The organism is Rheinheimera faecalis (genome assembly GCF_021290965.1).
GTDB lineage: Bacteria > Pseudomonadota > Gammaproteobacteria > Enterobacterales > Alteromonadaceae > Pararheinheimera > Pararheinheimera faecalis.
In genome coordinates this window covers 248,716-267,683 of sequence record NZ_JAJOYT010000004.1, presented here as the reverse complement: position 1 = coordinate 267,683, position 18,968 = coordinate 248,716, and the positions used below count along the sequence as shown (strand labels likewise).

General features: G+C 46.8%; 17 protein-coding genes. 6 read left to right on the top strand and 11 right to left on the bottom strand.

Going from position 1 to position 18,968, the window contains the following annotated elements; genetic code table 11:
* Window positions 1–126: 126 nt before the first annotated feature.
* The 11 genes from LSG34_RS09465 to LSG34_RS09415 all read right to left on the bottom strand — a co-directional run bounded on the left by LSG34_RS09465 (window position 127) and on the right by LSG34_RS09415 (window position 13,098).
* Complete coding sequence (locus tag LSG34_RS09465) at window positions 127–2,013, bottom strand: flagellar hook-length control protein FliK (protein WP_233008809.1); 1,887 nt, start codon at window positions 2,011–2,013, stop codon at window positions 127–129.
* A 123-nt stretch (window positions 2,014–2,136) separates the two neighbouring features.
* Complete coding sequence (gene fliJ, locus LSG34_RS09460; RefSeq protein WP_233008807.1) at window positions 2,137–2,577, bottom strand: flagellar export protein FliJ; 441 nt, start codon at window positions 2,575–2,577, stop codon at window positions 2,137–2,139.
* A 3-nt stretch (window positions 2,578–2,580) separates the two neighbouring features.
* Window positions 2,581–3,918 carry a flagellar protein export ATPase FliI gene (fliI, locus tag LSG34_RS09455; protein WP_127021529.1) on the bottom strand — a complete coding sequence of 446 codons (1,338 nt, stop codon included), beginning with the start codon at window positions 3,916–3,918 and terminating at the stop codon, window positions 2,581–2,583.
* 42 nt (window positions 3,919–3,960) lie between these two features.
* Entirely contained in the window at window positions 3,961–4,764 is an 804-nt protein-coding gene (gene fliH / locus LSG34_RS09450; protein ID WP_233008805.1) for a flagellar assembly protein FliH, read from the bottom strand.
* Between the two features lie 22 nt (window positions 4,765–4,786).
* On the bottom strand, window positions 4,787–5,821 hold the full coding sequence (fliG, locus tag LSG34_RS09445) for a flagellar motor switch protein FliG (RefSeq protein ID WP_233008804.1): 1,035 nt from the start codon (window positions 5,819–5,821) through the stop codon (window positions 4,787–4,789).
* Window positions 5,814–7,532 carry a flagellar basal-body MS-ring/collar protein FliF gene (gene fliF, locus LSG34_RS09440; protein WP_233008802.1) on the bottom strand — a complete coding sequence of 573 codons (1,719 nt, stop codon included), beginning with the start codon at window positions 7,530–7,532 and terminating at the stop codon, window positions 5,814–5,816. The genes fliG and fliF overlap by 8 nt, the downstream gene beginning before the upstream one ends.
* Window positions 7,533–7,548: 16 nt before the next feature.
* Window positions 7,549–7,890, bottom strand: a complete 342-nt coding sequence (gene fliE / locus LSG34_RS09435) for a flagellar hook-basal body complex protein FliE (protein ID WP_233008800.1) — start codon at window positions 7,888–7,890, stop codon at window positions 7,549–7,551.
* Window positions 7,891–8,131: 241 nt separating this feature from the next.
* A complete protein-coding gene (locus LSG34_RS09430; RefSeq protein ID WP_233008798.1) occupies window positions 8,132–9,487 on the bottom strand; it encodes a sigma-54-dependent transcriptional regulator in 1,356 nt (451 codons plus the stop codon).
* Window positions 9,474–10,598: a sensor histidine kinase gene (locus LSG34_RS09425; RefSeq protein ID WP_233008797.1), complete on the bottom strand. Its 1,125-nt coding sequence runs from the start codon at window positions 10,596–10,598 to the stop codon at window positions 9,474–9,476. Before LSG34_RS09425 ends, LSG34_RS09430 begins: the two co-directional genes overlap by 14 nt.
* 122 nt (window positions 10,599–10,720) lie before the next feature.
* On the bottom strand, window positions 10,721–12,172 hold the full coding sequence (locus tag LSG34_RS09420; RefSeq protein WP_233008795.1) for a sigma-54 dependent transcriptional regulator: 1,452 nt from the start codon (window positions 12,170–12,172) through the stop codon (window positions 10,721–10,723).
* A gap of 128 nt (window positions 12,173–12,300) precedes the next feature.
* On the bottom strand, window positions 12,301–13,098 hold the full coding sequence (locus LSG34_RS09415) for a flagellin (protein WP_233008793.1): 798 nt from the start codon (window positions 13,096–13,098) through the stop codon (window positions 12,301–12,303).
* A 240-nt stretch (window positions 13,099–13,338) separates the two neighbouring features.
* Here LSG34_RS09415 and pseB point away from each other — a divergent pair, with 240 nt between their 5' ends.
* Genes pseB through LSG34_RS09385 form a run of 6 tightly spaced genes read left to right on the top strand, consistent with a single transcriptional unit; the run spans window position 13,339 to window position 18,968 of the window.
* Window positions 13,339–14,340, top strand: a complete 1,002-nt coding sequence (pseB, locus tag LSG34_RS09410) for a UDP-N-acetylglucosamine 4,6-dehydratase (inverting) (protein WP_233008792.1) — start codon at window positions 13,339–13,341, stop codon at window positions 14,338–14,340.
* Entirely contained in the window at window positions 14,337–15,518 is a 1,182-nt protein-coding gene (pseC, locus tag LSG34_RS09405) for a UDP-4-amino-4,6-dideoxy-N-acetyl-beta-L-altrosamine transaminase (protein ID WP_233008790.1), read from the top strand. The genes pseB and pseC overlap by 4 nt, the downstream gene beginning before the upstream one ends.
* A 3-nt stretch (window positions 15,519–15,521) precedes the next feature.
* Window positions 15,522–16,217: a pseudaminic acid cytidylyltransferase gene (pseF, locus tag LSG34_RS09400; RefSeq protein ID WP_233008788.1), complete on the top strand. Its 696-nt coding sequence runs from the start codon at window positions 15,522–15,524 to the stop codon at window positions 16,215–16,217.
* Complete coding sequence (gene pseG, locus LSG34_RS09395) at window positions 16,214–17,302, top strand: UDP-2,4-diacetamido-2,4,6-trideoxy-beta-L-altropyranose hydrolase (protein ID WP_233008786.1); 1,089 nt, start codon at window positions 16,214–16,216, stop codon at window positions 17,300–17,302. Before pseF ends, pseG begins: the two co-directional genes overlap by 4 nt.
* A gap of 26 nt (window positions 17,303–17,328) precedes the next feature.
* Window positions 17,329–18,393: a pseudaminic acid synthase gene (gene pseI / locus LSG34_RS09390; protein WP_233008784.1), complete on the top strand. Its 1,065-nt coding sequence runs from the start codon at window positions 17,329–17,331 to the stop codon at window positions 18,391–18,393.
* Entirely contained in the window at window positions 18,393–18,968 is a 576-nt protein-coding gene (locus LSG34_RS09385) for a GNAT family N-acetyltransferase (RefSeq protein ID WP_233008782.1), read from the top strand. Before pseI ends, LSG34_RS09385 begins: the two co-directional genes overlap by 1 nt.

Genomic DNA, 18,968 nt, shown 5'->3' with positions numbered 1-18,968 from the left:
CTTTCATCAAAGGCAATCACTAACTGTGCATCTGCCGCTTTTCTGCCCTTCTTCGCCGGTTCTGCAGTTTTATTAACCTGTTACAACCCGGTTTAATCTGATTAGAACTCTAAGCAACTGCTGTTTTTACGCGTAATAATCCACCACGCGATCAGAATTTTTTGTCGGCAAAATGCCAGGTTCCACAAGCTCGTCAGACGAATCTAAAGTTGTGCCCACACCATTGCCACCAGCGGTACGACGCCCACCTTCCTGACCAGAAGAAGATTGGTTTTGTTGTTGTACCGAGCCTTGACTTAATTCAATGCCTTGTTGTTGCAATAATTCTTTCAGTTTTGGCATTTGTTGTTCCATCAACTCTTTGGCATTGCCTTGCTGAACCATAAACTGCACAGACATCTGATCCTGCTGCAAACTAATTTTGATCTGCATCGAACCCAATTCAGACGGGTCCAGACGGATCTCTGCTGTATGCACTTTATCTTTCACCATCATCAGCATTTTATCTTTTAATTGGTTCGACGCCTCTGGCTGGATCAGATTTAACTTTTGTCCCAGCTGGTCCATTTGTTTTTGGCCGGTCTCAGAAACAGTTTCACGAGTAGCTACAGAAATGCCTACGTTGGTTTTTTCCAGACTGGATTTAAGCTGGTTGCTAAAAGAGTTGACCTCAGCAACAACAGGAGCACTGCCTTTTTGCTGTTCAATCACAGTCAAAATGGCATCAGCTGAGCCTTGCTGTGAAGATTCGCCAGAAGACGATGATGCACCTTGTTCTCCCTGAGTCGCAATGGCAGCAGTCTGAATTTGCTTTAATGCTTCTTCAGTGGTGACTTTAGCTTCTGAAGCTGCAGCTTTAGTATGCTGCTGCGCTGCAGGAGCCATTAATGCAGCGGCACTTTGAGCCTGTACCGGAGCTTTGACATCTGTAGCAACAGAATGCGAAATCAAGGGTTCGCTGTCAGTGTTGTCATCGGTTTCAACGACCTTCTCAGTGCTGGTTGTTGCAGCGGAATTGCCTTTGAGCAAGGCTGTTGCTTGCTCTGACTGAATTTGTGTTTTGCTGACTGTAGTGCTTGTTACCACGACTTCGGCTTCCACTGCAGCTTGCTTTTCAACCTCAGCAGACTGAGTGGTCTGCAGTGTTTTGAGAGACTTTTCGATAGAAGCTATGGGTTTATTTTCAGCAGAAATTGTATCTTTTAAATTGCCAGACAGTGATTTATCAACAGCTTTGTCTTTTGAGTCTGCAAGGACCAGTTCAACTTCTGCCGCTGTTTTTTGTTTTAGAACTGTATCTGCAGCCTGGGTTTTAGCTGTGCCGTTTTTGTCCGACTGAGTTATTAGTTTTAAAGCTTTTAGCTCTTCCGCCGTCAGGTGCTGCTCCGAACTTTGTTCTGCTATCAGCTTTTCATCAAGCTCTATAGCACCAGAGTTTTGCCCTTCCGTTTTAGCTTTAGCCTCAGCAGCAGACAGATCAATGGCTTTTGTTTTATCACTTTGCTGTTTTGCTGTGATCGCTTGTGCTGCCGCATCATCCACTATAGCAGTCTTATTTGATGCAGTTTTACCCTCAGTTTCGGTTTTGCTTAATCGCTCCTGCAAACTTTTGGCTTTTTCCAGCAAGTTTAACCAGTGCGATTGTTCGGCTTCACCTTTATCATTCTGCACCAGCACGTTATCCGAACCATCGGACACTAGTTCTTCTGCATCCCCCTGTGATGACTCTTTGGTGGTCACAGGCTTAGAGTTGTCAGTTTTTACATCAGAGACGTTTACTCCCTCAGCAGCAGTAACATCTTTACCCTCTGCGAGGTCAGAGGCATTATTCTGCCGCGTTTTGGCAGGGACTTTTGCAGGTTTCTCTGCAGCTTTCCCATTCACCTCAGCGGCTAAGGTGGCAGCAAAACTCTGATCCGGCTCTGTTGCGCCGTCATTGGACTGCATAGCTTGTGGCTTTGCAGCTGAGACAGGTTCAGCGCTAAGCAGTGTCATTGATAAAAATTCAGCCATCGATCACTCCGGTCCAGATGCAAGAGATTTACTTGCTGCTGTTGTTCGTATTTGCCTGCAGTATGCAAACAAATCAATTCACACACGACATAATGGAAAAGACATACAAAATACGCGCCATACTTAACTAACTCTGCGGAAAAACTGCTGTGTTGCAATTTCATCCAGCATTTTTTGCTCTTGTTTATCTGCTTTGCGTTGCACTTCTGCCAACTCTCGTTCAATGAGTATTTCCAGCGCCTTGCGCTTTTTCTGCATCGCCAATAGCTGCAACAAACGCTGATCAGCGCTGGCTTTGGCTTGCTGCACATACTGTTGCTGCGCCGTTAAGGCCGCATCCAACTTGCCAATAAAGTTTAAATACTGATTAAACTGTCGACTTGCCATGCCTTGCTGACCACGGCTTTGGGTTTGCTGTACGTATTCGATACGGTAATCCGCCAGCCCCTGATACTTTTGTTGCATCGACTGATAGTTCTGCTGCGCCGCTCTGTACTGCGCCTGTAATTTGTCTTCTTTTTCCTGCTGGACTTTTACCAACAGCTGAAGTTGTGCCAATGCCATAACTTATCGTCCTAAATGAGCAGGTAAAAGTTTATCCAGTTGCGTCAGACTTTCGTCATAAGGCACAACCTCTTTCATTTCCTGCTGTAAAAAACCACGGATTTTTGGCATCAAGGTGACTGCTGCATCCAGTTGTGGATCAGCGCCTTTGACATAAGCCCCAATTGAAATTAAATCTTTGCTTTGCTGGTAAGAGGCATACAACTGCTTTACAGCACGAGCCAGTTTTTGATGCTCCATGCTGGTAACTGCCGGCATAACCCGGCTAATGGATTTTTCAATATCAATGGCCGGAAAATGGCCGCTGTCTGCGAGCTGACGTGATAGAACGATGTGACCATCTAAAATAGCGCGGGACGCATCAGCAATAGGATCCTGTAAGTCATCGCCTTCGGATAACACGGTATAAAAAGCCGTAATAGAACCCTGACCTACTGCACCATTACCGGCTCGTTCGACCAGTGCCGGTAATTTGGCAAATACTGAAGGTGGATAGCCCTTAGTCGCTGGCGGTTCACCCACAGCCAAAGCAATTTCCCGCTGCGCCTGAGCATAACGGGTAATGGAATCAAGCAGCAGTAATACATCAAGGCCCTGTTCTCGGAAATATTCAGCGACCTGCACAGCTGTTTCGCAGCCTTTTAAACGCATTAAAGGTGACACATCCGCAGGAGCTGCCACCACTACTGAACGTTTGCGGCCTTCTTCACCCAGAATTTCGTCAATAAATTCTTTAACCTCACGGCCCCGTTCCCCCACCAGCCCCACCACAATCACATCAGCAGCAGTACCCCGGGTCATCATGCCCAGTAACACTGATTTACCTACACCAGAACCTGCAAATAAGCCCATACGCTGGCCTTTGCCGACAGTAATAATGCTGTTGATAGCCCGTACACCGACATCCAGCGGTGCATGAATAGGCTGACGTTGTAATGGATTAATAGGAGGCTTTTTCGCGCCGCCAAATTCCTGACTTAAAATAGGGCCTTTGCCATCCAGCGGCTTACCTGCACCGTCAATAACCCGGCCCAGCAGCGCCATGGTTAAAGGCACGCCTTTAAAGTCATTCAGAGGGGTCACTTTAGCGCCAGGCACAACACCGGACACGTCATCTTTAGGCATCAGAAAAATACGGTCGTTGGCAAAACCCACTACTTCAGCAAAAAGCTGGCCTGATGCGGTTTCCACATGACAAGTCTGGCCTATAGCCGCTGTGCAGCCGGTGGCTTCGAGGGTCAAGCCGACTACCCGGACTAAACGCCCGGCCAGATTGGGCCTGCTTTTCTGAATATGCTGCAGCTGTTGCTTTAAATTGGCGGCTAACTGTGACGACGACATACAACTCCTTAAACAAAGCCTGCGATAAAGCAGAACTTGATATTAATCAGGAGAATGCAAGAAATGCTCCAGACTGCTTTGCAATCTGTGTTTAATGCTTCTGTCCATCGAAGAGAGTGGAGTTTCCAGCAGGCAACCACCACGCTCAATGGCTGGATCGGAACGTAACTGCCAGTGACGTTCGGCTAATTGTTCGGCGCTGAAATGCTGTTCAACTATGGCTAGATCCTCAGGGTGAAGTTTGATCAGTATATGCTCGGTTTGCAATGGCAATACTGCTGTCGCATCGGACAGGGTTTTTAATATCACTTGTGGATTGGTTTTGCATTCGACCGCAATCACAGCTTCCGCCATCGCCAGACAAAGCTGCAGCAGTTGTTGCTCCACCTGCTGATCGAGTTGCAATAAAGGCTGTTGCAGCTGATCCAACAAAGTAGCCAGTTCCAGCTTTTTCTGTTCAATCTCTTCAGTGGCCTGCTCTAAACCCAGTTTTTTACCTTCGGCCTGGCCATGAGCTAAACCATCAGCAGTACCTTGTTCACGACCTTCTTCATAACCTTTGGAAAAACCTTCTTCTTTGCCCTGAGCAAAACCTTCATCAAAAGCGGCCTGACGAATCTGTTCAATATCATCCGCCGTCAGAGGCTTGATTTCCAGTTGTGCATCTTCTTCCACCGCAGCCGCTGCAGCCTTTTGTGACGGCAGCGTTTTATTCAGCGCATTGGTTTTACCTGCGGGCGTTTTTTTATCCGAATCAAGTTGTGGGCTTGGCCAACGTTTGAGTAACTCCAATAACTCATCCGTTGGCGCAAAAGGTTGTTTGGTACGAAATGGATCCATGGTCATACAGCTTTACTCCGGCATCCTGTTACAGGAAGTCTTCACCACCACCGCCACCCAACATTATTTCACCGGCATCGGCCAAACGACGGGCCACCGACAAGATATCTTTTTGTGCAGCTTCAACTTCACTGACACGAACTGGTCCCATGGCTTCCAAATCGTCGTTCAACAGTTCGGCAGCACGTTTGGACATATTTTTCAGGATCTTCTCTTTTAAGTCTGCATCCGCGCCTTTTAATGCTTTCATCAAGGCATCCTGCTGCACTTCACGCAGAATAGTCTGAATTGCCCTGTCGTCCACATCCAGTAAGTTTTCAAAGACAAACATCAGGTCCTGAATTTGTTGCGCCATTTCTTCGTCGTGTTCGCGAATAGCATCCATCAACTGACCTTCAACATTGGTATCGAGGTAGTTCATGATATCGGCAGCTGCTTTTAAGCCGCCCATTTTCGCGGCTTGGGCACCAGCCTGACCAGCAAACTGTTTCTCCATAATTTCGTTTAATTCTTGTAACGCCGCCGGTTGTACTTCTTCCAGGTTGGCGATACGCATGGTTAAGTCCAGGCGCACTTTTTCCGGGAACTGCGACAGAATTTCGGCCGACTGCTCCGGCTCTAAATAAGACAATACAATAGTCTGGATCTGTGGGTGTTCGTTGCGGATGATATTCGCCACCTGCTTCGAGTCCATCCATTTCAGTGAATCCAAACCTTTGGCACCACCACCCAGAATAATCTGGTCGATAAGGTTCGACGCTTTTTCTTCGCCCAATGCAGCAGTTAAGGCCCGGCGGATAAAGTCTTCGCTCTGGAAGCCGATGGTACTGAAGTTCTGAATTTGCTCGATAAAGAGCTTATGCACAGCAGAAATTTTAGCCTGATTCAGATCGTCAATCTGTGCCATCGCCATACCGACCTTTTGCACTTGTTTTGGCTCAAGGTGTTTTAAAATCTGTGCAGCGTCCTCTTCTGACAAACTCAGCAACAGGATGGCGGCTTTCTCCACGCCATCTAATTTGCCTACGTCAAAGCTCGGCTTGGTGGTTTCAACATTACTCATCTTCGGCTAACCAATTTTTAACGACCAGTGAGGACAATTCAGGCTCATTTGCCACCAGGGCACGAACCGCTTTTAACAGATCTTCATCACCATGCAAGTCTGGCAGCATCAAAGTACCATCTGCAGCGAAACCAACAGACTTCGAATCAAACTCACGGGTTAACATATCCATGGTTTCATCGCCCAGATCCAGACCACTGCTTAATGAAGATTCATCATAAGCTTCCTGCGTATCTTCCGGGTAAATCAGTTTCTTCAGCATAGGGCGAACCACTGCCACTATCAGCACTATGATAATCAGCGTACCCATCACCAGCTTCAGCATACGGGCAAACCATTCTTGCTCGTAAATAGGTGGTTCTATTGCTTCAGCCATAATACTGCGGGCAAAAGGTACGGACACTACTTCTATAGTATCGCCCCGTTGCACATCAAAACCAATGCCGCCTTGCAATAAACGACGGATATTTGCAATTTCGGCCTGAGAACGGATTTGTGGTTCGGTCACTGTGCCATCTGCCGCTGTAGCACCAGGTAAATAATCCACAGCAACAGAGACGCTGATGCGGCGAATTAATCCAGACTGCTGGGTCGAATGACTGATAGTGGTATCCAGCTCATAGTTTCGGGTCATTTCTTTGGTATTACGACCAGGCACTACAGGTTTGCTGGCATCAGCACCCACTGCTTGTTCGGGAATAGCACTGTTTAGTGGTGGCTGGTTAGTTAAAGCACCAGGAATGCCACCTAAACCACCGCCCACGCTGTTTTCTTCAATGCTCATTTCACTGCGCACTGCGGGCAAATCAGGATTAAAGCGTTTTTGCGTTTGCTCAACAGCAGTAAAATCCATCAGTAAATCGACCTGAGCTGTGTAGTTATCTACTCCCAGTACAGGAATTAAAATGGAGTCAATTTTCTGACGATATTCTTCTTCACGGGCACGTTCCATTTCGTATTCTTTACGACTACGGGCAGAGGAAGCATCCTGTGAACCGCTATTCAGTAAACGGCCATTTTGATCCGTCACTGTGACACGGCTAGGTTCAAGGCCTTGCACCGCGGAAGCCACCAAATCAACGATGGAATCGACTTCACCTTCTTTTAAACTTTTACCGCCTTTCACAGACACCATCACTGTGGCTGAAGGCTGCTTTTCACGACGGGCAAAAATATTCTCTTTAGGAATAGCCAGCAACACCCGGGCTGAAGCGATACTTTGGAATTGTTCAATAGTGCGGGCAAGTTGTTGCTCGCGGCTGTGTTTCAACCTTTCCATCTCCAGACGCTGACTGACACCAAAACCGCTGTCTTGCATCAGTATTTCATCGCCTGTCGTTTGTTCTTGTTGCAAACCAGCGCGGGCCAGTTGCAGTTTGATATTCTGGTACTCTTTACCAGATACCATCACCACCTGACCTTCGAGTTTGTAATCGACTTTCTGGCTATCCAGATAATCCAGAGTTTCAATCAGCTCTTTGGTTTCAAAGGTGCCTAAAGGTCGCATATCAGGCTCACGCGCCCACAAAATAATCAGTACAGCTAATGCAATACAAATAGTTAAAGCGACGATCAGACTGATCTGTCGCACCATATCCATGCCACCACCCATAGATCCCAGGAAGCCAGATTTCTGCTCCTGTTGCACCGGTGTGTTGCTGCCAAAATCATCTGACGATATTGCCAGCTCAGTTGAGGTACTTTCTGCCACGTTTTATTCCCCCGCCTTAGACCGGCATCGACATAATTTCTTTATAAGCTTCAACCAGCTTGGTTCGCACCTGTACTGTGGCTTCAAAAGCTAAAGAAGCTTTCTGCCCCGCCAGCATGGCCTGCGCCAGTGATACTTTAGGGTCGCCCATTTCAACAGCAGTGCTGAGTTCACGGCTTTCACCCTGCAAACCATTAACCTTGTCCAAAGCACCTTTGAGCATGGCGGAAAAATCAGATTGACTGGAATTTTGCTCAGGGATAGCCGGAATGGCCAATTCAGAAGGCACACTTCGGGCTTGCGAAGCGAGGGATTGAAGTTCCTGATAAAGACTGTGACCTTGACCTTGAATGTTCATCTGCTGTGACCTGTCAAAATATTGCTATTACTACGATTAATAGAGGTAAAGCAGGTATCGTGCCAGTATGTAGGGTCAGAGCCTTGGCTCTGACCCTATTATTGTCTGACCCAGGTTTCAAATTCATAATTTGCATTTAAAACAGTCACTTAAAATCAAACAAAGAAGGTTATACAAGGGCTGAAACTCTAACTGAAAGGAAGTAAAAAAAGGGCCAGAGCCTTGGCTCTGACCCTAGGGTTCAGGCAGGTAACTGTATGCCGGACTCACGCATCCGGGCTAATTTATATCTTAAAGTTCTGGCGCTAATACCCAGGCGTTCAGCCACTTCTTTGCGGCTATTGGCACAGGCTCGCATAGTTTCCAGAATGATACGGTGTTCCTGCTCATAGATTTCAGATTTAAAGACACTGACATCCAGCTCGCCCGCCTGACCTATAGGTGCATCAGGCATGCTATCCATCATATTGGGTGCGGACTCCAGCAGAATATCGGCCGCATTAATTTGCTCGCCGTCACAAATGATCAGCGCACGCTGCACTATGTTATCTAATTCGCGCACATTACCCGGCCAGTAGTGCTGCATCAGTTTGTGCTGAGCTGCATAACTTAACAGAGGTTGCGGCATACCTGTGCTGCGACAATGCCGTTCTAATAAATGCATAGCCAGCGGCACTATATCAGCCGGACGTTCTGCCAAGGCTGTCCACGTCAATGGAAACACGTTCAGACGATAGTACAAGTCTTCACGGAATTTGCCCTCAGCCACAGCCTGCTTTAAATCTCTGTTGCTGGTGGCGATCACCCGCACATCCAGTTTAATGGTTTTGCGCGCGCCTAAACGTTCGACTTCACGCTCCTGCAACACCCGCAATAACTTCGCCTGCAGGTTTAAATCCATTTCACTGATTTCATCCAGTAAAATAGTGCCTTGCTGAGCTTGCTCGAACTTGCCTGGACAAGCCTGAATAGCGCCGGTAAAGGCTCCCTTTTCGTAACCAAACAAAGTGGCTTCCAGCATATTTTCCGGAATGGCGGCGCAGTTAATAGCGACAAAAGGACCGTCAGGACGGCCGCTTTGTTGATGGATATAACGTGCCAGTACTTCTTTACCTGACCCACTTGGGCCCAGCACCAGCACATTGGCATCAGAACGGGCGACTTTCGCTGCCAGTTTCACCAGTTGTTTGCCCTGCTCGGAATGCACTACAGGTTCAATAGTCGCGACTTCAGCCCCCAAAGCATAACGGCTGACCATATTGATCAGTACTTCAGGTGAAAATGGTTTCGCCAGATAATCCGCAGCACCGTTACGAATAGCAACCACAGCGTCATTAACGTTGGCGTACGCCGTCATCATCAACACAGGTAAAGAAGGGTAATTCAGCTTCACGGTTTTGAGTAAATCTAAACCTGACATAGTGCCCATTTGCACATCACTGATCAGCAAAGAGATTTTATGCTCTTTTAACAGCTGCAAGCCTTGCTCAGCACTTTGGGCTGGCACCACCTGATAATTCGCCAGACTCAGCGTGTCACACAATGCTTCGCGTAAGCCGGCATCATCTTCAACGACCAAAATACTAGTTGTTTGCATAACTTAACTCCTGACCTGCAGTGACAGGCACATAGACGGGAAATAATAATTCAAAACGAGCGCCCCCCAAGGCTGAAGTGCTATAACGGATAGAGCCATTGTGGGAGTGAGCAACAGCCTGCACCACAGCTAAACCAAGGCCAGTGCCCTGACTGCGGGTCGTGAAAAAGGGTTCAAAAATTTGCTGTTGTAAATGCTCTGGTACACCAGGACCATTGTCTTCGACCGCAATCATTACCAGCTGCGGATTCACAGTATCTAAACGGGCTTCGAGCTTCAGCACTGCTCCCTGCCCAATAATTTGCATGCTGTTTTGCACTAAATTCTGAATAGCTCCGGCCAAACTGCGCGGATTACCCAAAATTTGCACATCAGGCTCTGGTAGTTGAATATGGATCTGGCTTTGCTGCTGTTCAACCAAAGCCTCTACTCCGGCAAACACATCACACAATAGGCGCTGCAAGGATAAAGGTTCAACCTGTTGCTCACGGCCTGCACGGGCAAATAACAGCATGTCATTAACTTGCTGTTCTAAATCCACCAGACGGGCCACCAGTTTGTGCTGAAACTGCTCGCGCGAGTCTGGATTCAGTTTAGGGCTGGTTAAGTTCTGCGCATACAACAAAGCAGAAGATAAAGGCGTACGAATTTGATGCGCGAGGGATGCCATCATTTTGCCAAGGGTGGATAAACGCTGCAGATGGGCCAAACGACTTTGTAACTGACGGGTTTCCGTCAAGTCGGTTAAAACTATCAACTGACCGGCTTCAGGTTCTAACGAACTGATGGCCAGTTTCACTCTGCGACCATCCAGTAAAGATACTTCCATACCATCATCACTGCGGGGACGGAATGAACGGGCTATCACATCCAGCCAGCGTTGACCGACTAAAGGTTCACCCAACATGGAAATAGCAACAGGATTGGCTTCAGCCACATAACCCCGTTCATCCAGCACTATCACTGCTGTCGGAAGGTTGTTGACTAAATGCTGCAGACGACGGGCCTGACGGGCCGTATGAATGGCAGTTGCTGCAGGTGTAGCGGTTTGTAGCTGCACATCTGGCTGCACTTCCGCCGCAACATAAGCATAAGCTTTGGCTGTACTCATAACGTCTCTGCAAATGAATTGACACTAGCGATTCAAATGCACAAGGCGTGCCACAATTAAAAAATCATCTAAACAAAATAAAATCAATAAGTTAGAAGGTCATTTTTTTGACAGCAAGGCAGTTAAGTCTGAGTTTCATCCCGCATTAAATTGTATTTACGCATCTTCTCAACCAGCGTAGTTCGGCGCAAACAAAGAATATCGGCCGCTCTTGCCACCACATACTCGTGCCGCTCCAGTGCCTGGGTAATCAAAGAAATTTCCAGCTCGGCTAAAAACTCTTTTAAATCCATGCCCTGCTCTGGTAAAACTTCAATACTGCCTGCTGCCGGGAAGATCTGCTCGTCGTCAGAATCCTCTTCATCATCACTGCTTTGGAACAATTCGTTAATGGCATCCCGCTCCAGTAAGGCATCCGGATAAACCGGTACATAAGTATCTACTTCCAGATGACGGTATTTTTGAGGTAGTTCAGCGACATCTACCACCTGATTGGGGAACATAATAGCCATACGTTCAACCAGATTCGCCAGTTCACGCACATTACCAGGCCATGGATGCAGTTTTAAACTCTCCAGCGCCCTTTCGGTAAATTTTACTTTGGCATGACCTTGTTGCTCTGTGCGAACAACCAGCTCCTGCACTAACAAAGGTAAATCATCAGCTCTGTCACGCAGCGCCGGGGTTTCAATAGGAAAGACGTTCAGGCGATAAAATAAATCTTCACGGAAGCGCCCTTCTTCAATCATTTGCTCCAGCGCTCTGTGGGTAGCGGCGATAATACGTACGTCAGCACGAATAGGCTGACTGCCCCCTACCCGCTCATAAACCCGCTCTTGCAGTACCCTTAAGAGCTTTACTTGCATAGGCAAAGGCATATCGCCAATTTCATCCAGAAACAGCGTTCCCCCTTGCGCCAGTTCAAAACGACCTTTGCGGGTAGAAATTGCGCCGGTAAAAGCCCCTTTTTCATGGCCAAACAGTTCACTCTCTAACAATTCTGCCGGAATAGCACCACAGTTTAGCGGCACAAAAGGTCCCTGATGACGGTTTGATAAGACGTGAATATTACGGGCGACCACTTCTTTACCAGTGCCCGAATCACCAAGGATCAGCACATTGGCATCAGTTTTCGCGACTTGCTGAATTAAGAACCGTACTTGTTGCATGGCCTGAGTTTGTCCGACCATACCAATAAAACGGGATTGTTCACACTGACCTTTCTGACCAGGCAATAAACGCTGGTACTCCTGGCAATCACGCAGCAACTGAGTGAAGGAAGCGTAAGAAAAAGGTTCTGTCAGCAGGCCGACCACATTAGCCAAGCCCAAATGGTGCTTCAGAGTTTCACCAAGTAACAAAAAGGCACAAGCAGGATATCGGCGGATCAGCTGTTCATGATCCTGACTGGATAAAGCCCCTAATAAAATGACAGCCTGAGAACCCGCATGTAAATGCTGGTCCAGTTCATGGTAATTCAGCAGTTGATGAGCTTCTGAGATAAAACTCAGCACTGCGCCTAAACGAGAGGTTCGTTGTTCCTGCTGATCCAGAATGTAGAGCTTGGTGGTCATAAGACTCAGACTTTTATTGCTTTTTTATCATTCTACAAAGCTTGTCTGAGGTTGCAAGGTAAAACGCTATTTTTTTGACACTGGTGTCAAAAAAATAGCGTTTTATGGGATGAAAACAGGTTTAAAAATTAAGCTAACAGCTTTAAGGCTTGTTGTTCAGAGACTCGACCCTGACTGACCACAGACAAGGACGCTTGTTCGCGAATTCCGGCCGCTACTTGTTCTGTCACAGCCTTGGCATAATCCAGGTCCTGAATACGGCTAATAGCTTCTTGTTCGTTCACATTCTGAGTTTGCAGATTACGGGCTGTAGACTGTAAAGCGTTGATGGTAGCGCCTAAATCAGTTCTGTTGTTATCCACCACTTGTGAAGAACTCTGAATGGATTTCAGCGAAGCTTCAGCACTTTCAGCAGAAGATAAGTCGATGCTAAAAGCACCTGAATCCGTTAAGCGGGTCGATAAGTCCTGAGTTTTGATACCAATGCTGCCATTGCCTGTGCCTACAGGAATAGAGCCGTCCTGATCAAATAATTTAATCCCAGCAAATTCAGTATTTTTAATCTGGTCCTGAATACTGGCGGAGTATGCATCAGCTTGTTTTTGCAAAGCCTGACGGTCTGAAGCAGTTAAAATACCGCTACCAGCCTGCACAGCTAACCGACTCATTTCATTCAGATTATCTGTCACACCCTGCAAACCTTGATCGGCCACAGTGGCTAAAGAGATGCCATCGTACACATTTTGTGTACCCTGAGCAGAAGCGTTAGCGCTTTGAGTTAAGCGGTTGGCAATTTGTAATCCGGCAGCATCATCAGCAGCACTATTGATACGACGCGCTGTGGCTAATTTTTTCAGCAGATTTTCAGATTCATTGGAATTGAATTTCAACTGGTTTTCATTGGCTAAAGAGTTACCGATTTTCATACTACTACCTCAGGCTATTCCGATACGGATTGGCTATAAATGCAGTCTACCTCAAAATCATCAGAGTGCCCAAGCTTTAAACTGTGCTTTTTTTAGACAACAAAGCTATAAATAGAAGATCCTTAGCTAAGCACCTATTTAAAAAGGATTTTTTAATAGTGGAATAAATTATGCTAAGGTTTGTTACAGTGGGTACAGATCCAATATGACTGTCAGTTTTATGACACATCAGGGGCGCTTATGTTTGACGGCAAAAATATCTTTATTACAGGTGGTACTGGCTCTTTTGGCCATAAGTACACCCAAACTCTGCTTGAGCGGTACAAACCCAATAAAATTATCATCTATTCCAGAGATGAATTAAAACAATACGAAATGCAGCAGAAGTTTAACGCCCCCTGCATGCGTTATTTTATTGGTGATGTGCGGGATCAGGAACGCTTAATTCGTGCCATGCGTGGTGTGGATTATGTCATTCATGCCGCAGCGCTGAAGCAAGTTCCAGCTGCCGAATACAACCCAATGGAATGCATTAAAACCAATATCAATGGCGCCGAGCATGTAATTAATGCAGCTATTGAAAACCATGTCGAAAAAGTGATAGCACTATCGACCGATAAAGCGGCCAACCCTATCAACTTATACGGCGCCACTAAACTCGCATCAGACAAGCTTTTTGTTGCAGCTAATAATATTTCTGGTGGCAGCAAACCGCGTTTCTCCGTGGTGCGTTATGGCAATGTGGTTGGTTCCCGTGGCTCCGTAGTACCATTTTTTGAGCAGTTAAAACAAAAAGGCACTGACCATATGCCCGTCACTCATCTGGAGATGACCCGCTTTTGGATCAGCCTGCAGCAAGGTGTCGATTTTGTATTAAAGAATTTCGAACGTATGCTGGGCGGTGAAATTTTTGTACCAAAAATTCCATCTATTCGTATTGTTGATTTAGCCAAATCTATAGCGCCGGATTTACCTATCAAAGAAGTCGGTATCCGCCCAGGTGAAAAATTACATGAAATGATGTGTCCTGGTGATATGTCGTACAACACCTATGAATACAACGATCATTATGTGATTGCACCCTCTATCCAGTTTTATAATCGCGGTAATGACTTCACCGTCAATGCGTTAAAAGAACAAGGTAAATTGGTAGCGCCAGGATTTGAGTATGTGTCGGATAAAAACCCGCACTTTTTAACTCTTGAAGAGCTGGAAAGTTTCAACAGAGACGCGATGTTATGATCCCTTATGGCAGACAGTCGATAAGCGATGAGGATATTCAGGCTGTTGTGGATACGCTCAAATCAGACTTTCTGACCCAGGGTCCTGCTGTGCAAGCCTTTGAACAGGCGCTCGCCAGTTATTGCAATGTGCCTTATGCGGTAGCAGTCAATAGCGCCACCTCCGCTTTGCATATTGCTTGTCTGGCATTAGATGTGAAAGCAGGTGACAGAGTCTGGACCAGCCCTATCAGTTTTGTCGCGTCTGCCAACTGTGCTTTGTATTGTGGGGCTCAGGTTGATTTTGTTGATGTGGAACCTGACACAGGCCTGATGTCGGTCAAAGCTTTAGCTGCAAAATTACAACAGGCAGCAACTAACAATACCTTACCTAAAGTCCTTATTCCTGTGCATCTGGCGGGACACAGTTGCGCTATGCAACAAATAGCTACTTTATGTCAGCCTTATGGTATTCGCATTATTGAAGACGCTTCCCACTCTGTTGGTGGCTCTTATTTACAGCAAAAAGATGGGCAACAGCAAAAAATAGGCAGTTGCCAATTCAGCGATATCACTGTTTTTAGCTTTCATCCGGTAAAAATTATCACTACTGCTGAAGGCGGTGTGGCGCTGACCAAGGATTTAACACTGGCAGCCCGTATGCAACTATTGCGAAGCCATGGCATTACCCGCAATCCGGACGATATGACCGAAGTCAGTCACGGCCCCTGGTATTATCAGCAGGTTGAATTAGGGCTGAATTACCGTATGACCGACCTTCAAGCCGCCTTGGGTTTAAGTCAGTTGAAAAAACTGGATGCTTTTGTCGCAAAGCGCCTGGAAGCCGTTGCCCGTTACCGCAGCTTATTGCAAAACTTACCGCTGGATTTGCCAGAAGAATGCCCGGCAGGACAATCCGCCTGGCACCTGTATATTATTAAATTACATGACGAAAACCGCCGTTTAGCTGTATTTGAAGCATTGCGCAGCGCTGGGATTGGCGTCAATGTGCATTATATTCCTATCCATACCCAGCCTTATTATCAACAGCTGGGTTTTCAGTGGGGCGATTTCCCGCAAGCTGAAGCCTTTTACAGTAGGATTATCAGCTTACCTCTATACGCCGATTTAACTGCAGAGCAGCAGCAACAAGTTGCTTTAGCGTTAAATTTGGCAATAAAGGACGCATGCAAGGAGTAAAGGATGCGATTAGCCATTATTCCGGCACGCGGCGGCAGTAAACGTATTCCGCGTAAAAACATTAAAGACTTTAATGGCAAAGCTATGATTGGCTGGTCTATTGAAGCCGCTTTGTTATCAGGTGCTTTTGATGAAGTCTGGGTATCGACCGACGATGCTGAAATTGCCGCTGTAGCAACAAGTTTTGGCGCTAAAGTGCCTTTTATCCGCCCTGCAGAATTATCAGACGATCACACTGGCACCTCAGCTGTAGTTCGCCATGCGATAAGCTTTGCATTACAGCAACAGCTAAAGCCCGGGTTAGTGGCATGTATTTATGCCACAGCACCTTTGCTTCAACCTGTGATGTTAAAAGACGCCATGTTGCAATTACAGCAGGATGCGGCTTTGGATTATGTATTCTCTGGCTGTCGTTTTAGTTTTCCCATTCAGCGCGCTTTGTACCGCACTGAACAAGGCAGAGTCCAGGCAGTTGACCCTGCTTCTATTCCTAAACGCTCACAAGATTTGCCAGAAACTTTTCACGATGCAGGTCAGTTTTATTGTGGTCGCACTCAAAGCTGGCTGGACGCAAAACCAGTGTTTTCGCCAAGCTCTTATTTGTATGAACTGCCACAGCATTTAGTGCAGGACATAGACACAGCAGACGACTGGCTTCGCGCTGAGCTGCTACATCAATTGCTTTTAAGGCAAGCATGACAGTCAGCAAAAAAGCGCTATTTCGGGTCGACGCATCCGCAGTGATAGGTTCAGGCCATCTAATGCGTTGCCTGACTTTGGCTAAAGCCTTGCAGCAATCGAACTGGCAAGTGCAGTTTGCCTGTCGGGCACATCCCGGGCATTTAATTCAATGGTTACAGGATCAGAGTTTTGACGTCATCACACTGCAACAGCCACCAGACACTAAAGCTAGCGGTTATGCCGCCTGGTTGGGTGTAACAGAACAGCAGGATGCCGCGGAGCTTAAAGAGCAACTGCAAGCGCTTGTTGATCTACTGGTGATCGATCACTATGGATTGTCCAAAACCTTTGAACAGGCCATGACAGGCTTTTATCGAAAACTTTTGGTGATTGATGATTTGGCCAACAGAGCGCACCAGTGCGATTATTTGCTGGACCAAAACCTTTATCCTCAAATGTACAGTCGCTACGACAATTTGGTCAATAAAGAGGCTCAACTCTGGTTAGGCCCCTCTTATGTATTGCTGCGGCCGGAATTTGCTAAGTTTCAGCGTGCAGTAGATACAAATAAGCTGCGATTTTTAGTCTTTTACGGTGGCACAGACGAGCTGAATTTAACCAGTATGACTATTAAAGCCTTACAGCAGCTTCAGAAAACTGACTTTCATGCCGATATAGTGATAGGACTTGCCAATCCACACAAAACTGAGCTTGAAAAGCTCTGTGCTGAAGATGCTCGTTTTGCCTTGTTTATTCAGACCCCCCATATGGCAGAATTAATGAGTAAAGCCAGCTTAATGATAGGAGCCGGAGGTTCCACCCATTGGGAGCGCTGTGCTTTGGCATTACCAGCTTTAGTAGTGACTTTGGCGGAAAATCAGGTCGCCAGCACTTTATCTTTGGTTGAAGCAGGTGTCTGTGGTTATCTTGGGCAAGGGCAGGATTTAACAAAAGCTCAATTAACGAGTGCTGTGCAACAGCTGCTGGATCATCCGGAGCAGTTGCAACAAATGTCAGACAAAGCCAGACAACTGGTGCCGCAAGGCGGCGGTTGTGCTGCTATTGTAGAGCGACTAAACACAGAATTTCAGGGCCAGCATTAAGGCCCCAGTAGTACAGGAAAACACAGATGAGCAAAGCACCTTTTCAGGATATTCAGTTAGGCCAGCATAGAGTCGGTCCTTCTCATCCACCTTTGATTATTGCTGAGCTATCAGGCAATCATGATCAGTCGCTGGATAAAGCGCTGGCGATGATAGACGCAGCAGCTGCAGCTGGTGCTCAGGCCGTTAAATTACAAACTTATACAGCGGACACCATGACGCTGGATATAGACACAGGCGAGTTTTATATCGAAGATAAAAACAGTCTTTGGCATGGCACTACTTTGTATAAGCTGTATCAGATTGCCTACACCCCCTGGGACTGGCATCAGGCTATCTTTGAACGGGCCAAAAGCCATGGCATGCTGGCCTTTAGCACCCCTTTTGATTTAACCGCAGTGGATTTTTTAGAATCGCTGGATGTGCCTTGTTATAAAATCGCCTCCTTTGAAAACATCGACCATCCGCTGCTGGCAGCAGTGGCGAAAACCGGTAAGCCAGTCATTATGTCAACCGGCATGGCCAGTCAGTCTGAACTGGCTGAATCGGTGGAAGTGCTTAGAGCAAACGGCTGTAAAGACTTAATTTTACTTAAATGCACCAGCAACTACCCTGCCCGCCCTGTGGATGCCAATTTGCTGACCATTCCACATTTAGCTCAGCTGTTTCAGTGCCAGGCCGGTTTATCTGATCACACTACAGGTATTGGTGTCTCTGTTGCTGCTGTCGCTTTAGGCGCTACTGTGATTGAAAAACACTTTGTGCTCGACAGAAGCGAAGGTGGCGTCGATGCTGAGTTCTCATTAGAGCCAAACGAGCTGAAGCAATTGGTGGAAGAAACGGCCAAAGCTAAAGTGGCTTTAGGTCAGGTCAATTATGGTTGCACCGAAAAAGAAATTGCCTCACGCAAACACCGCCGCTCTTTGTATATTGCCGCCGATTTAAAAGCCGGCGATAAGCTAACCACTGAAAACTTACGCGCCATCCGGCCTGGTTTAGGCTTGCCTCCTAAATATCTGTCGATGCTGTTGGGCAAAACAGTGACTAAAGACGTGGCCCGTGGCACCGCTATGAGCTGGGATTTGGTGTAATGCCAGAAGTTCGCTTAACAATGTGGCACACCGATGAAATCGCCGCCTTTAATGTGCAGCTTAAACCTTTGCAGCAGGATGATTTGACACAAGTGCTGATCTGGCGCAATAGCCCGGAAGTCAGCAGCCAAATGCTGGATCAGAGTGAAATTAGCCCAGAGCGGCAACAAAGCTGGTTCGAGCGTATATCGTCTGACCGACGCCAGATGCAGTTTGTGATTTATTATAAAAACCAGAAGGTGGGCGCCTGTAATTTAAAAAGCCCTACAGCTTTGGCTGTGGCAGAATGTGAGGCTATCGAAACAGGCTTTTATTTAGGTGAAGCCAAGTACCGCGGTACTATACTGGCATTTTTTGCAGCCTTAGCGCTGAACCAGTATGCTTTTGAACAGCTTGGCATCAAGCTGTTGAAGGCGCAGGTGAAAAGCAGTAATAGTGCAGCCTTACGTTTTAATCAGCAATTAGGTTATCAAGCTGATGCAGTGCAACCTTCAGATGATATGGTGGCCATGACTTTAGTGCCGAAAGCACACCAGGACGCTGCTGCTAAATTTGCAACTTTTATCCGGAATTAA